The sequence below is a fragment of the Streptomyces celluloflavus genome (genome assembly GCA_000720995.1).
GTDB classification, from domain to species: Bacteria; Actinomycetota; Actinomycetes; order Streptomycetales; family Streptomycetaceae; genus Streptomyces; species Streptomyces celluloflavus.
Window position 1 is genome coordinate 1 of sequence record JOEL01000024.1, and the last position, 15,468, is coordinate 15,468.

The 15,468-nt window shown below is 69.8% G+C and carries 12 protein-coding genes; 6 read left to right on the forward strand and 6 right to left on the reverse strand.

Annotation, left to right across the window (positions count from 1 at the left end; all coding sequences use genetic code 11):
- Positions 1 to 367: 367 nt before the first annotated feature.
- Both IH09_RS21720 and IH09_RS39225 read left to right on the forward strand, forming a co-directional pair.
- On the forward strand, positions 368 to 676 hold the full coding sequence (locus IH09_RS21720; RefSeq protein ID WP_052859036.1) for a DUF6225 family protein: 309 nt from the start codon (positions 368 to 370) through the stop codon (positions 674 to 676).
- Between the two features lie 134 nt (positions 677 to 810).
- Entirely contained in the window at positions 811 to 987 is a 177-nt protein-coding gene (locus IH09_RS39225) for a hypothetical protein (protein WP_190233370.1), read from the forward strand.
- 237 nt (positions 988 to 1,224) lie between these two features.
- On the opposite strand, the gene IH09_RS21725 is transcribed toward IH09_RS39225, so the two are convergent.
- On the reverse strand, positions 1,225 to 2,079 hold the full coding sequence (locus IH09_RS21725; protein ID WP_052859038.1) for an MBL fold metallo-hydrolase: 855 nt from the start codon (positions 2,077 to 2,079) through the stop codon (positions 1,225 to 1,227).
- A 568-nt stretch (positions 2,080 to 2,647) separates the two neighbouring features.
- Between IH09_RS21725 and IH09_RS21730 the strand changes: the two genes are divergently transcribed.
- Both IH09_RS21730 and IH09_RS21735 read left to right on the forward strand, forming a co-directional pair.
- On the forward strand, positions 2,648 to 4,273 hold the full coding sequence (locus tag IH09_RS21730) for a purple acid phosphatase family protein (RefSeq protein WP_052858920.1): 1,626 nt from the start codon (positions 2,648 to 2,650) through the stop codon (positions 4,271 to 4,273).
- Positions 4,274 to 4,569: 296 nt separating this feature from the next.
- Positions 4,570 to 5,331 (forward strand): class I SAM-dependent methyltransferase, encoded by a 762-nt coding sequence (locus IH09_RS21735; protein ID WP_052858922.1) that lies wholly within the window; start codon positions 4,570 to 4,572, stop codon positions 5,329 to 5,331.
- A 100-nt stretch (positions 5,332 to 5,431) separates the two neighbouring features.
- Here the strand turns inward: IH09_RS21735 and IH09_RS39230 are convergent, their stop codons facing one another.
- From IH09_RS39230 to IH09_RS21755, 4 genes are all read right to left on the reverse strand, one after another.
- Positions 5,432 to 5,884, reverse strand: a complete 453-nt coding sequence (locus tag IH09_RS39230; RefSeq protein WP_190233371.1) for a gluzincin family metallopeptidase — start codon at positions 5,882 to 5,884, stop codon at positions 5,432 to 5,434.
- Positions 5,815 to 6,501 (reverse strand): M1 family aminopeptidase, encoded by a 687-nt coding sequence (locus tag IH09_RS21745; protein ID WP_052858926.1) that lies wholly within the window; start codon positions 6,499 to 6,501, stop codon positions 5,815 to 5,817. Before IH09_RS21745 ends, IH09_RS39230 begins: the two co-directional genes overlap by 70 nt.
- Positions 6,502 to 6,601: 100 nt before the next feature.
- Positions 6,602 to 7,360: a S1 family peptidase gene (locus IH09_RS21750; protein WP_052858929.1), complete on the reverse strand. Its 759-nt coding sequence runs from the start codon at positions 7,358 to 7,360 to the stop codon at positions 6,602 to 6,604.
- Positions 7,357 to 7,590 carry a hypothetical protein gene (locus IH09_RS21755; RefSeq protein WP_052858930.1) on the reverse strand — a complete coding sequence of 78 codons (234 nt, stop codon included), beginning with the start codon at positions 7,588 to 7,590 and terminating at the stop codon, positions 7,357 to 7,359. The genes IH09_RS21750 and IH09_RS21755 overlap by 4 nt, the downstream gene beginning before the upstream one ends.
- A 1,226-nt stretch (positions 7,591 to 8,816) precedes the next feature.
- Between IH09_RS21755 and IH09_RS21760 the strand changes: the two genes are divergently transcribed.
- Positions 8,817 to 10,166, forward strand: a complete 1,350-nt coding sequence (locus IH09_RS21760; RefSeq protein ID WP_318279515.1) for a glycosyltransferase family 39 protein — start codon at positions 8,817 to 8,819, stop codon at positions 10,164 to 10,166.
- 974 nt (positions 10,167 to 11,140) lie between these two features.
- A complete protein-coding gene (locus tag IH09_RS21765) occupies positions 11,141 to 12,568 on the forward strand; it encodes an amidase (RefSeq protein ID WP_110952491.1) in 1,428 nt (475 codons plus the stop codon).
- Positions 12,569 to 13,877: 1,309 nt separating this feature from the next.
- On the opposite strand, the gene IH09_RS21770 is transcribed toward IH09_RS21765, so the two are convergent.
- A complete protein-coding gene (locus IH09_RS21770) occupies positions 13,878 to 15,167 on the reverse strand; it encodes an MFS transporter (protein ID WP_110952492.1) in 1,290 nt (429 codons plus the stop codon).
- Between the last annotated feature and the right edge of the window lie 301 nt (positions 15,168 to 15,468).

Genomic DNA, 15,468 nt, shown 5'->3' on the forward strand with positions numbered 1-15,468 from the left:
ACCACGATCCGCCCCGACCGAGCACTCCCCGCGTGACACTGGTCGGACCGACCAAGACCAGACCCACCAGCCGGAAAGCCACCTAAATCACCGGTATTGGGCCTAGAGCAGCGTTTTGATATCCGTTCGGTCCGGGAGCCGCCGCGACTGCCGACCCGCATCGAATATTCACGACGACGGGCCACGGCGCGGGTGCCCGGTCGGAGCACCTTCACCGGCCGATTCGGTGAACACACTCAAATCGGCGGTCGGCTTCCCGTTCCTGGGCGACGAGACGCGCGCCCCGGTCGCGCCGCATTCGGCATCAGGATGACCTTGACGGGTCGGCTACCTGCCTGTGGCCGGCCGGCCCGCTAGCCTCCCTGCCATGACAGAGACCGCGCCCCTCACAGACCCCGCGACCATCGACCACTCCCCCACGGTATGGACCGCGGGCCAGCTCCGGGAAGCCCTCACAGGTCTGCCCGACGACGCCCTCGTCCACGTCGGCGTCGCGGACGGGCCCGGCGATTTCGACGGATACAGCGAGTACGCCCTGGTCGACCTCGCTCCTGTCGAGAAGGACTACGCCCCGGGTAGTAGGGACCATGCCCAGGAGAGTTCGGCCGGGACCGAGGTTGAGTACACGCTGTTCGCCGACTTCAAGGCCGGCCAGTACTACCGAGATCTGGCCTGACCGCCCGCCACGGACGGCTGCCCGCAGATCACACCGATATGCCTCTCAGGTCTTTCAGCGGCTGCTCCTGAGGCGTGTACTGGTGTCATCACCCATCGCCGCCCGCAAGCGGCAGCAGCAACCGAGGGGGGAACGTGGCCGACAACACCGGACCGTCCGTCTCCACCGACGGCAACGGCGCCGGCCCTGACCTGGCACCTGACACACAAGAAGTCTCACCCGACGGCAACACCGCCGGACCATTTATCGCGGCCGAAGGTGCCGGCGCCGAGGGCGGCGAACCTGGATCGGCGGTGTCCCCAGAGGAGTGAGCGGCTGGATTGCCGCCTGCTATCTGGATGAGTAGGTGATCGACGAGTTGCCGCGGACGGATCTCGACGCGTCGCGCGCGATGCGGCGCCCCATTTCACCAAAAGCCGCATCGCCCGTCCCAACGAGGAAAAACCCTCCGGCCAAGCCGTGAAACAACCACTCCAGCCCCGGCTATTCAACGGCGCACGCAACGCCACGAACCGCGAACTCGCATACGTCCACATCCGGTTGGTCGTTCACCAGCGCAGCGCGGTGAAGTCCACCGGCCGAGGTTTCATTTCGCGGGTCCGGTCGGTCAACTGCCTCAATTGATCGGCCATTTGTTGGGCAGGAAGGTGTTTGCGATCTCCGTGTCCCGGAAGCAGCCATTCGAAGCGGAGCTGGTCGGCCGTGCGTGCCAGAGACGCTGCCAGTTCTTGGATGGAGTACCAGGTGACGCTCTCCGCCACCTCGACGGCTCCGGTCGAACGTGACCAATAGAAGCTGTCACCGCTGAAGCAGTACCGCTCGTCCGCGATGTAGAGCACGCTGCCCCTGGTATGGCCCGGGAGCGGGTAGGCGAGCATTCCCTCGCCGATCTCGACGGCGCCGGTGCCGCGCATGACGCGGTCAGCGTCCGGGGCGGCGTCAAGGTCACCCTCGTGGATCCACAGCCGAGCACCGAAGTGGTCCGCGTACCGCCGGCCGTGCGCCGCATGGTCCCGGTGGGTCAGCAGAACATCGGTCACGCTGCCGAGAGCCCCGTACCGTGCGGCCAGCGACGGGCTCCAGCGCGGCGTATCCACCAGCATCAGGTTCCCCGAAGGGCGCCGGACGAGGTAGGAGTTGGCCCCTGCCGTGTGGGTCGAGTTCTGCCCACAGAGGGAGACGGTGTCGTCGAGAGGCAGCGGGAAGGGATCCAGGGCCGGGTCCAGTCGCCGGGCGGTGTGGCGGATGGAGCGGGTGTGGCAGGCGAACGCGGCGGCGTACAACTGACGGGCCTCCACTTCGCCGCGCGGCTGGCGGAGAACCTCGGATCGTCCATCGACCTCACCGATCAGGTCCGGCGCGAGCTGCCTGGCGACGTCGCAGTTCGTGCAGCGATCGTCCACGTACCAGCCGGACTCCCCGGCCTCCGCTACCGGTCCCGGTGCCGGTACCTGGTCGGCGCGTTGCGCATCATCCACGGTGATACTCACTCCTTGCGGCGTGTACGGATCTCGCGACAAAGAGGTACCTCGGCGGCTCTCGGAAGAGGAAGGGGGCCAGCTCTTGCTTCTGATGGCTGCTGCCGCTCTCACCGATGCGATGCGACGCACTGAAAAGTTAACGCATACATGACAAAACGGCACTTGAGCGGAACCATGCCCTCAGCCACGAGGCCCACACAAGGCAGTCATGAGGGGGCCGCGAGGGGGCCACGGGGCAGTCGCCAGATCGCCCGAACGCACCCCGGTCGGCCGACCGCCCGGCTTCCTGGACGAGCCACACCGGCGCCCCAGGTCCCGACCACACCCCACGCCTCGGCCCCAGGTCCACGCATCGGAACCCTGAAGAGACCGCCCCTCACCGCACGCCGCAAGGCACTTCCTCACCCCGAAGCGCGTTCCACAGGTATCAGAACGGCGGATCCGGCCTAAGGTGCTCAGGACCAATTCCCTGCCACGGAAGGGGCGTTACATGCCGATCGCGCGAAGATCAGTACTGGCCGGTTCGACCGCGGCCGCAGCCGCCACCGCGCTCGGCGCCGCGGGGAGCGCCGAAGCCGCCGGCCGGCCGCCGTCCGCGGCGTCCCCCTTGCTCCAGCGCACACCGAGCCGCCTCGACGTGCCCGGCGTGGCCGGGCTGCACCTCCAGTTCGGTGCCGACCCCGGCACCGAGATGACCGTCTCCTGGATCAGCCCCCAGTCCGTGCGCCGTCCGCAGATACGCCTCGGCTCCCCGGACGGAGGCGCCGGCCGGGTGGTCGACGCCGAGACCCGCACATACCGCGACGGACTCTCCCGCGAGGAGGTGTACGTCCACCATGCCCACCTCACCGGACTGCGGCCGAACACCACCTACCTCTACTCGGCCGGGCATGACGGCGCCGCGCCGGAGACCGGTTCGTTCACCACGGCGCCGCGCGGGCGCACCGCGTTCACCTTCACCAGCTTCGGTGACCAGGGGGCGCCCAATCTGCGCCGGGCCGTCAAGTGGCCCTCCGGGGACACCCCTTCGCCCTCCGGGCCCTTCCCGCTCTACACCAGCAGCCAGGCCGGCAGCCCGGCCGCTGCCGACATCGTGGCCGCGGTGGAACGGGTCGGACCGCTGTTCAACTTGCTCAACGGTGACCTGTGCTACGCCTCCGCGGCCGGCGTCTTCGGCGAGGACCGCGTCGCGACCTGGGCGGACTGGTTCATCAGCAACAGCCGCTCGACGCGGCTGCGCCCATGGATGCCCTGCGTCGGCAACGGCGAGAACGAGAAGGGCAACGGCCCCCTGGGTCTGGCCGGCTACCAGACCTACTTCACACTGCCCGGGTCGACGACCGCCACCGACCCGGAGACCCGTGGCCTGTGGTACGCCTTCACGGTCGGCTCGGTCCGCTTCATCAGCCTGGCCAACGACGACGTGGCGATCCAGGACACCGGCGACACCTACGTGCACGGCTACTCCGGCGGGGCGCAACGCCGCTGGCTGGAGCGGGAGTTGAAGGCCGCACGCGCGAACGCGGGCATCGACTGGATCGTCGCCTTCATGCACCACCCGATGATCTCCAGCAGCCGTGGCGGCAGCGGCAGCGACCTCGGGATTCGCAAGGCGTGGGGCCCGCTCTTCGACGCGTACGGGGTCGATCTGGTGCTCAGCGGCCACGAGCACTACTACGAGCGCTCCCTGCCGGTCCGCGGCACCCTGCCGAACGAGGCCCGCACCCCGGTCCCGGTCTCCACCAGGACCGATGTCGCCGACACCGGCAAAGGCACCGTCCACATGATCATCGGAGGCGGCGGCAATTTCGCGACCACCCAGGACAACCTGTTCGAGGAGCCCAAGGGACGCGTCGTGGTCGATCTGAGCAAGGAGACCGAGGGCCGCCACCGCAAGGCCGTCTTCGTCACCGAGGACGCCCCCTGGCGCGCCGTCCAGGACCGGGTCCACACCCACGGTTTCGCCGCCTTCGACGTCGATCCGGGCGACCGCCGTACCGGCCGTACGCGGATGCACGTCACGTACTACACCTTCGACGGCCCCTACGGAGAACTGACCCCCGTGGACACCTTCACCCTGGAACGGCCCCGTAGAGACGCACATGCACGGCACTGAGGCGACGGTGAGGGGGTCCGACCGCGGCCGCGGAAAGTGAGCGGTACGAGCCCGGGGCGGGTGGCGGCCGGGGGACGGGGTCTCCGCCCGCCGGTCCTCACGCACACGCACGCACACGCACACGCACGCACCGCTCCGGCGGAGGTCGCAGCGTTTCGCCGACGCGAGATGCGCCCTGTACGGGACCGGCTGCCCCCGGCCCGCACCGATTTCGCCGTGGGCCGGCCCGTCGCGGTCCCGGTACTCGCTGACGCCCCGCACTCGTCCACGAGGAGGCAGGACGCAAGGATGGGCGGATGACTGCCCTCTCGCGCGCCCATTCGTTCAACGCGGCCGCCGCCCAGTACGCCGCGAACCGCCCCTCCTACCCGCCTGCCCTCCTGGACGCCGTCGAGGAGCTCACGGGGCGACCCCTCGCGGGTGCCCGCGTCGCCGACGTCGGCGCGGGCACCGGAATCGCCACCGCCTTGTTGCGCGAACGCGGCGCGGACGTCATCGCCGTCGAGCCGGGCGACGGTATGGCGGCCGAGTTCCGCCGGGCGCTTCCCGATGTGCCGATCGTCCGGGGCGACGGCAATGCCCTGCCGCTCGCCGATGCCTCCCACGACCTGATCACGTACGCGCAGTCCTGGCACTGGACGGACACCAACCGCTCCGTCCCCGAGGCACTGCGCGTCCTGCGACCGGGCGGCTCGCTCGCGGTCTGGTGGAACACCACGGCCTTCGACGTGCCCTGGATCGCCGCCCAACACGAGCGCATCGCGAACCACTGCGGAGTACGGCAGCCCTCCCTCGCGCGCCCCGACGACAGCCGTGCCGCCCAGCTCGCCGGCTTCTCCGGCCTCCGCTTCGTACGCCGCCAACTGCGCTGGAGCCGTGTCGTCCCCCTCGACACGCATCTCGCCAACATCAGCAGCCACTCGGCCTTTCTCGTTCTCGGCGAGACCGGCACCCAGGAGTTCCTCACCGACGAGCGCGCCCGCCTGCGCGAGATCTTCCCGGACGAGACGGTGGAGGAGACCTATCTGGTCGACCTGCTGGTGGCCGCCCGTCCCTGATAGGCACCGATCCGACAGCCTCTCTCGTTACCGCACCCTCTATGCCTTGTCTGCATTCGCTATGCCAGCGCCGGAAGGCAGCTCCGCGCTTGCCCAGGCGTCAGGCTCGGGACGGTGGGCCGACTGCTCGAACCTTGTGTCCCTCGGTCTGCGTTGGAGCGGGGGCCGAGGTGGGGTAGGGCGGTGTTTTCGCGCCGTAGATCCAGCTCTTGATGTAGGCGCTGAAGTCTCGTCCGGAGACTTCGTTGGCGACGTTGATGTAGTCCTGGGTCGAGGCGGTCTTGTGGCGGAAACGCTCGAAGAAGGTCTTCTCGATCTTCTGGAACGTCGCGTCGCCGACTTGGCGGTTGAGACCGTGGAGCATGACGACGCCAGGCGCGTTGGTGGAGCCGAGGACGTCACCGGGGTCCTTGAGCCGGCCGGGCGGCCCGGTCTCCGAGCGGTTCTCCTGGTCGTACTCGTAGGTGCGTTCAACGCTTTCCTTCAGCGGGTGATCTTCTTTTCTTCCTGGTAGCGCAACGTGTAGTAGGAGGCGTGGCCTTCGCTGATCCACATGTCGTCCCAGCTCTTGAGCGAGACGGCGTTGCCGAAGTACTGGTGGACCAGCTCGTGGACCATGGTCGGCACATCGTCCGGTGTGCTCAGCCCCAAGGTCGACAGTGTCGCTGTTTCCAGGGCTGCCCCGTAGTCCCCCTGGGGAACCAGGACACCGTAGGTCTCGTAGGGGTAGGCGCTGCCGATCATTTTCTGTACCCAGGCGATCTGCTTGCCGATCTGGTCCGCGTACGGCCTGGTCTTGTCGGCCTGCTCCGCGGGCACGTAGCTGCGCAGCGAGAGACCGCCGGGGCCGGTTGCGGTGATCTTCTTGTAACGGCCGACCGCCACTTGGACGACCTCGGTGGGGATCGGGCCACGCGTGCCGTACACGTACGTGGTGCGGTCCCCCTTCGTGGTGGTCCGGCGCAGCGTGCCGGTCGCCACCGCCGTCAGGTTCTTGGGGACGGTGATACGGAAGGTGACACGTGCCTTGTCGCTGGGATGGTCGTTCATCGGGAAGAACAGGTGGGCCCAGTTCCCGCCGTTGCCCGCGTGCCGGGCGGCCTGCTCGGCACCGAGCAGGCCGCCATGGGTGAACACGGTGACCGGATATCGGGCGAGCGGGTTCTGCACCTTCGGATCGTTGCCGGACTGCGGGTGTGGAGGGGTGCCGCGGCCGTCGGACGTACGGCGCCGACGGCCGCGTGCTCGGTCTCGTTCCCGTGGACGGGGATCAGGAGTTGATGACGGACTTGATCCAGTCAGCCCTGATGGTCACGTTGGTGTAGATGGTGGGGTCGATGTCGGGGTCGCCTCCGTTGCCGGAGGTGGCGCCGACCAGGGCCCAGGCGCCCTTGGTCTTGATGAGGGCGGGGCCACCGGAGTCCATGTTGGCCGCGCCGCGGCCGTTGACGGCGGCGATGCACATCTCCTTGCCGTGAACGATCCCCGATCGGTCGCAGTTCCCGTCGGGCAGCCGCTCGGTGTCGAGTTCGCGCAGATCCTTGGGCCAGTTGGCGGGAATCATCTCCTTTCCGGTCAGCCCCCAGCCGAGGATGCGCACCGGGGCATGGTGTTCGGGAACATCGGTGGCGATCCGCGCCGGCGTGGCCGCGGCGGGCCTCTTGAGCTTGATCAGAGCGATGTCGTCGCCAACGATGCTGCCGGAAGGCCAGACGGCCTTCTCGACACCGATCACTTCACCACCCCGGTCCACACGCGGAGAACCGATCCGCACCTTCATGGTGTCGAACCCGCCGCGCCCGTCCACACAGTGGCGGGCGGTGACCATCCATTCCTTGTCCACGAGGGTCGCGCCGCAGGCATGTCCGTCGGGGCGGGGTGATTGGGGGTTCTGCAGCGACCCCATGAACGGGTAGCTCTCCGTGGCCTTTTCACCCTTGATGATGGCCTGGGCCTGCGGGGCCGCCGCGAGTATCGCCGTCGCAGAGGCCGGAAAGGCGCACAGGGCGCCGCGCTTGAGTCGTGTCATGCACACAAGCCTGGGCAGGAGATGTGATGGCCGGATTCCCGAGATGTGAGCGGTTCGCAACGGAAGAACTCCAGCTTCGCTAGCGCCGGATCCTGCCGGTCATCGCCCGCAAGGGCGCCCCGAACATCAAGGGACTGGGCACGCTCCGGTACGTCGTCGAGCAGGCCTTCGCCCTGCTCCACCAGTTCAATCGACTGGCCGTCCGCTGGGAACGCCGCACCGAACTCCACGGCGCCTTCGTCTCCCTGGCCCGCAGCCTGATCTGCTGGAGACACCTCAAGAAGACACGACCGTGATCGTGTTACGAGCTCTTAAGCTCTTAGCCTTCGGACCGTGTGAATTGAGAGGCTGAAGTGGCAGGGTGGAAGGGCAGATGCATCAGTTGCCGCCCGACCTGCCTCTGCTGTGGGCGCGAGGCGAGAGGGACCAGTGGGGCAAGTTTTGAGTGAACGAGCGGAAATCCGCCACGTGTTGGGAATCGGCAGACTCCATATCCCCCTTCTCCGCCGCGGCCTCGGCGTGGCTTGCGGCCAGGTTCCGGCCGGTCAGTTTTCGAGTGGTGAGCGGGAACTTGCCGATGCGGCCTGGGCGTTGATCAATCAGCCGGCCGTTCCGCCGACGGACGGGCCGACCGGCGCACTGGATCGCACCACCCCGGACGCCGCCGCGGAGCCGCTGTTCGACGTCCCGCGACGTGTGCCGCCGCATCTGCACCCCTCGTGCCGTTCTTGGCGTCGATCGCTATCGGCGTGATAGCTGCAAGCCGGACGGCGGATCCCCAGGAGACACCGATCGACGACGTTGAACTGGCGATCAGCATCCTCACCACCACGTCCGACACGCCCGCCGCCCTGGCCCTCCGTACCTGGCGGTGGGGCTCGCGAGCAGTTGTCCGGCGGGCGAGCATATGGCGCCGTTTTGGGGAATGACTTACCGCTGTCGCCGGGACCGACGGACGGCAATCGGATGCGGATCGCGGAAGTACGGCTGCCGCCGGGTCCCGCGCCATTGCGCTGCGCCGAATTTCCCGACGCCTCGGGAATCACGCCGCGGCGGCGTGTGGCATTGCGCGTACCGCTGATGCCAACCCGCACTGCACGTGTTCCAGCGGGCCCTTCCCCAGCGAGCCTTCTCACATCGGGCCCTTTTCCTATGTGGCCGCACGGCGTCATTTCCATGGTCCGGTGCGGCCGCGCGGAGCTGGATGCCACTGCTGCCGAGACGTCCGGTCAAGCGGACCGGACCGCATCTGGTCCAACCCAGCCCCCGGAACCGTCAGCCAATTGGAGGCTCAGTGCGGCAAGCTCGCATATCCCTATCCATATCCATATCCAAGTGCATATCCATCTGTACCGGCCCGGTTGTCCTCGCGCTCGCTCTCGGGCTGTGGGGTATCACGCGCGACCACAGCATGTGGCGGGATGAGGCGGCGACGTGGCAGGTAGCTCATCGGTCGGTGGCCGAGATAGGACACCTGGTCGGTCAGGTCGACATCGTCCACGGCCTGTACTACGCGGTGATGCACGGAGTGTTCGCCCTTTTCGGCGACAGTCTGGCCACCCTGCGGCTGCCCTCGGTGCTCGCCACCGCCGCCGCGTGCGGACTGACCGCGCTGCTCGGCGCCCGGCTGTCACATCGCCGGGCCGGGATGGGTGCGGGGTTCGCCCTGGCGCTCACTCCGGCAGTCCAGGAGTACGCCCAGGAGGGGCGGTCGTACGCCTTCGTCCTCGCTTTCGTGGTGCTCGCGACCTGGCTTCTCGTCGGCGCCCTTGAGCGGCCGGGAGCTTGGCGGTGGGCCTGGTATGCGGGGGCCGTGCTGATCGCCGCGCTGCTCAACTGGTTCTCGCTGCTCGCGCTCGTCGCGCATGGTGTCACCGTGGTGTGCCTGCGCCTCGACCGAACGCGCCGTGCCGGTTGGGCTCTTGCCGCCTGTGGGGCTGTCGCCGGAGCTCTGCCGATGATCCTGGCCAGTCGGGCCCAAGCCTCGCAGGTCGCCTGGATACGGCCGCTCGGCTGGTCGACGGTGCTCGGTGTGCTGATCACCGTAACGATCGCCGCGCTCTGCGCGCGCCTGCCGCACGCACGTGTGCCGAGCAGCGTGCGCAAGGCTGTGCCGCATGCGCGCGTGAGCCTCGCGGCGGTCGCGCTTCCGCTCTGTGCGGTGCCGCAGTGCGGCCTGGTTCTGATCTCCCTCGTCCAACCCCTCTACATCACCCGTTACGTGCTATTCGCCTACATAGGTCTCGCGCTCCTCATCGGCGCCCTGCTGGCCACGATCGCCGTGCGCCTCGGCACACACGCCCGAGTGCTGCTCCCGGTCGCCGTCCCCCTGGCGCTCCTGGCGCTTCTCCCGATCGAGCTCGGCCTGCGCTCCGTGGACAGCCGCGTCGACGATGTGCTCACCGCGGCGACCGTGGTCGACCACGTCCGCGGCTCCGCCGACGGCGTGCTCTACATTCCCGCCGCGCGCCGCGATACCGCCCTCGTCTCACCCCATGCGTTCACCGGCCTACGGGATCTGGCTCTGGTCCAGGGCCCGGTGGAGTCAGGCACTTTGGCGGGCACAGAGGCCGGACCGCGCGCCGTGGAGCGGGCCATGCTAAGCGCGCGGCGCATAGTGCTCGTCACCGATCCCGGGCCCCGCTCAGCCGACTCGGCACGCGACCGTGCCAAACAGCGCGTCCTGGACGAACACTTCGTGCGCCGCTCGGACAGTGTCGAGCGGGGGCGCCGGGTGAGCGTCTACGAACGACGCGAGCCGGGACGACCACGGCCAGCGGCCCAAGGCCATCCCTCTCGGCGGTGACGGGGCCGCCTTCGTTCAAGGACTGACCGGCCCCCTCCCCACCAGGCCGTAGTCATCCGTGCCGCAGAGCCCGCTCGGCGGCGTCTCCTTGACTGTCCGACGGCAACGCGGGAGAGGGGCGAGGAACTGCGACGGGGCAGCCGGTACGCGGACCAAGTCCCGTCACGACAACCGCGGATGCGCCCGCAAGCGCCCTCTACGCAGGCAGGTGGTCGGCCGGGAGTTTCGCCTTCAGGGTGTCGAGGGCAGGACGCGAGGTGGCCGGCCCGACGTACCTCGTGGGCCTGACGACGGTCCAGACGCCAGCCGCACATGGCGGCGACCGGCGTCATGGCCGTCCTGTCGCTCGTCGGCCTCGCGAGGGGCCCGCACAGCAGACAGCAGGTCAGCGGGCGAGCGGGCGAGCGGGGCCAACTTCGGCCGCCGCCTTCCGGTGGATCACGGCGGCGACGAGACGATACCGGCGCCGTTCGTGCCGGGTACGGTCTTCTTCGGAGCCTACTGGTCCATACACCTGCGCCATCTGGTCGGCAGCAGGCAGGAGATGACCGCCCCGTTCCACATCGACAACGCCGCGCTCGGCTACGGCCTGCTTCCGGCCGGCCTCCCGATCCCCTGCTCCCCTGCTCCCCCGCACCACCATGCTCGGCCGCAACGGCGAAATCCCCGAAGGCACAAGCCGGCTCCGAACATGCCGGTGCGCGCGGACGACCGCCTCGGAACTTCCCGTACGAGACCGCCGCATCAGCCCGTTGAACTGCCGCCGCAGACAGAGGAGGCCGCTCCCGTCGGTGGGTGAGCTGCCACCCCTCCTACTACGTGAGTTCACCGTGCGCCACCTCGCCACCCACCAGGTCCGGCCACCCGATGCCCCCTCCCGAAGCCGGTCCCGGATTGCCGAACAATGACCAAGTGAGGTAAACCTTACCCAACACCTCAGGTTGTCTGACGTGTTGCCTAGGAAGGTGATCCGTATGGCAGAACTGCACGATCTGACCCTGCTGGAGCAGGCGGCGGCCATCCGTGAGCGGTCCGTCTCCCCCGTGGCGCTCACCACCCACTATCTGGAGCGCATTCAGCGGCTGAACGCGGGCCTCGGGGCCTACGCACAGGTCGACGCCGAGGGTGCGACGGCCGCGGCGGAGGCGGCCGAGCGGCGAATCGCGGCCGGTGGTGAGGGAGCCGGCGAGCTGCCGCCCCTCTTGGGCGTCCCGGTGTCGGTGAAGGACACCTGGCCCGTCGCCGGGCTGCGCTGCACCGCCGGTTCGGCCGCCTTCGCCGACCGCGTCGCCCCGCAGGACGCCGCGGCGGTCGCCGCGCTGAGGGCGAGCGGCGCCGTGATCCTGGGCATGACCACGGCGGCGGAACTGGGCTGCTCGTCCTATACGGAGACGCATGCGGGCAACGCCGTCACCCCGTACGACCCGACGCGCGGCGCGGGCGGCTCCAGCGGGGGTGCGGCGTCAGGGCTGGCCGCGGGCCTGTCCGCGGGGGCGTTCGGCAGCGACGGCGGCGGCTCGGTACGTATACCCGCGGCGTTCTGCGGGGTCGTCGGCCTCAAGGTGACCCGGGGGCGGATCAGCCCCGAACCGGGCGGGGACCCGGCCGGGCTGACCGGCCCGGGACCGCTCGGCCGCACCGTCCACGACACCGCGGCACTGCTCGACGCGATGGCCTGTACGGTCCCCGGCGATCCATACCCGGCGCCCACTGCGCCGGGCACCACGTTCGCCCGGTACGCGGAGCGCGCCCCGGGGCGGCTCCGGGTGGGCGTACTGCCGGACGGGGCCGGTGACGACCTGCAGTGCCGCGCCGGCAGCGCCGCCGCGGCGAAGCTGCTGTCCGAGCTCGGGCACGAGGTGGTCCAGGCCCCGGCGACCGGAACCGACGAGTACGCCGACGCGTTCAAGGTGGTGTGGGCCATGCTCGCGACGGGCGTGGCCGTGCCCGCCGAGCGTGAGGGCCGACTGCTGCCGCTGACCCGCTGGCTGCGCGAGACCGGTCGCGGCTATCGCGCCACGGAGTTCCTGGCCGCGCTCGCGGAGCTCCGGCAACTGGCCCGCCGGATCGAACAGCGGTACTCGGCCTACGATGTCGTGCTCAGCCCGACGTCCGCCGTGCCCGCACCGCCGCTCGGCGCGACCCGGGATGACGACGACCCCGCGGCCGGCTTCGCGCGGATGCTCGACGTGCACCCGGCGACACCGTTGTGGAACATCACCGGCCGCCCGGCGATCAGCCTTCCGCTGCACTGGACGCCGCCCACGCCCGAGGCGCCCGCGGGTCTGCCGGTCGGCATCATGCTGGCCGGGCGCTACGGCGCGGACGGGCCGCTGCTGTCGCTGGCGGCGCAATTGGAGAGCGCCTCCCCCTGGATCCGGCGCCATCCTCCGGTGTGGTGAGGAGCGCGACCGCTCCCGGCTCCGGCGGGTCCACCCACCGGGGCCTGAACTGACGCACGATCAGACTGTCTTGCCGGGCCCCGCGGTCCGTCCGTACGAGACCGGGTGACCTGCTCCTGATGCAGCCGGATGGGCTGGTGGGCAGGCGGCGTGGCGGACGAACAATGCGGCGGGCGCCCGCGGGGAGGGCTGGCCCGCCCCCTCGATTGCCTGGCGTGACCTTTGCTGCCGGGCCCTCGCCGAAGTGGCAGCACCCGGGACGACGCCCGCACGGCAGTTGTGCGAGGTGCGCAGCGTGGATTCCCGATCGCGAGCCCGTCCGGGCCGTCCTGAATAGGACGGCTCCGGGCGGGCGCCGCGGTTTTTCGGAGGGGGAAGGCGGGGCCTCGATGGCGGTCTTGGGGCATCTGCTCCGCCGGTCCGTCCCGTCCACCGGTCCTTCCCGTCCGCCGGTACCTCCCGTCCACCAGTCCTTCCGGCCCGTCAGCCCTTCCGGTCCTCCGTCCGGGGCTCGGGCCGGTTCAAGAAGGCGTCGGCACTGAGGGGGCCGCGGTGACCACAGTGGCCGTAGTGATCACAGTGGGAGAGTCCGGGTGGGCTGCGAGCCCCCGGCGGACCTCAGCCCCGTACCGACCCCGACAGCCGACGTGGTGCTCCACCCCGGGATGCTCTCCTCACCGACCGCCCGTTCCTCGCGGTACTCGCCCGGCCCGACGGTCGGACCCGATCCCCGCACCGGCACGCCACAGTGCGGCCGGTGATCGTCTCGACCCAACCGGGCGAGTGGCCCCTGCCCCCTGGCCCCTGGCCGGGAGTTTCGCGGCCTTCTCTATCCCTGAACGGCACCGTTCGGTCACGTCAGCCACGTCGACTACGGGGCATCTCCTCGCGACGGCAACGGCGTTCAGTGCCACGCGCTCAGCGAGAATCCGGAACAGTGCATCAGCGCCGCGCAGTTGAACTCCCCCGACCACTCGGGGCCCGAGAAGCCCGTCTCCCGGCCCGGCGGCCTCTGTGGACCCGCCGACCCCCGCCTCACTCATCACGGCCCCCGCCCCCGACCTCCAGCAGCTCGGCCAGCGAGCCAGACGGCCTGGTGGGACGTGGGACGAACCGACCGCAGAGCCCCACCACGGCATCAACAACGAGACCGGGCACAGCCGGGCGAGGCACGGGCACAGCACCGCCGCGCCTGCGACCGGTTCAGGTGAACCGGGCCACAGGCGCGGCGCGTCGGCGGTGCGAAATCCGCTTACCCCACGGCGAGTTGACCCTCAGGCCGGTACCAGCCAGGTCCGGACGGAGGCGTTCATCCCCCGCTCACGAGGGTGTGGACCTGCGGGGCATCCGGGTCGTCGTGGCCGTGGCGGCCGCCGCCGGCGCCGTCGCCACCGCCCCCAGGGCCGGGCGATTGCCCGCCGGTGGGCGGTTCGGTGGACAGATCGCGGTCCCGCATCCGCAGCGCCAAGGCACAGGCCGCGACCAGCACGACGAACATGCCGGTCAGCGTCGTGGTCAGCCCCCGCGCGTCGGCCAGCATGCCGAACAGCGGCGAGAGGAGTCCCCCGACAGACATGGCCAGGCCCAGGGTGACACCGCTGGCCGTACCGGGCCGGTTCGGCAGGTAGTCCTGAGCCAGCGTCACCTGCGGGGCGAAGGGCAGGAACATGCTCAGGCCGAACGCCATCGTGCACACCTCCGCGACCACCGGGTTCGGGGCCAGGATGAGCCCCCCGAGCGCGGGCAGGGCCAGCACATAGCCGATACGCACCGGCACCATGCGTCCCCACCGGTCCGCGATCCAGCCGCCCGCGACGGTGCCGACAGCGCCGGCGGCGGTGAACGTGGTCAGCGCAACCGCCGCGAAGACCTTCGATCCGTCCAGGTCACGGGTGATGTACAGGGAGAGGAACGACGTGGTGGTGACATACGGGACCGACCAGCAGACAGTGGCCGCGGCGAGCCGCCCGAAGGCGCGCCAGTCGTCGCGGTGGGCCGACCGGACGGCCGTCTCCCCGGCGGGCCGCACCACGGGACGGGCCGGGGTATGTCCGCGCGCCCGCATCCATGGGCCGCTGAGAGCCCAGAGCACGGCCATCACCAGGGCGGGGGTGGCCAGCAGCCAGGTACCGGACAGGCCGGTGGCACCGACGACCAGCGTGACCAGCGGCGGGGCGAGCGACCCGCCGACCGTGCCCCCGACCGAGAACCAGCTCATCGCCTGCTGCGAGGAACCGCCCGCCGCCCGCGCCGCGTTGGTGGCCGGCGGATGGTAGGCGGCCACACCTATGCCCGACAGCGCGATGGCGAGCCAGGTCAGCACGTAATTGTCCGCCGGACCCGACAGCGCGATCCCGACAGCGGCGACGACGAAACCGGCGGGGATGAGCCAGCCCCGGTACCGGCGGTCGGCGATGGCGCCGAACACCGGCTGGATGACGCTGGACAGGCCGGTCGCGGCCAGCGTGATACCGGTGGTGGCGGCGTAACTGTAGTGACGCTCGGAGGCCAGATACGGCAGCAGAGCCGGGACGAAACCCTGGTACAGGTCATTGACGACATGGGTCGAGGTAAGAAAACCCAGTTGGCCCTTTTTCACGGGCGGTCCTTTTCTCGGGAAGGTTAAAACTCTGCGGACGGAATGCACGGAATACGCGGAATGGGCGGAATGGAGAATCTACGGAATGGAAACGGGGGCCCGACGGCCCCCGAACAGCCTTCACACGTCTGCTTGTCTGACATGTGAGAGCCGAATCCCCCGACCGTTCGACAACCGGTCGCACGGACCCCGCATCAGATCATGAGCGGGACTCCACCAACGACCGGCCCGGTCGGCACACCAGCACCCCGCAGTACGGCGCCGGTCGACTCGGACCCCGCCGTGACGATTGGCGGGAGCG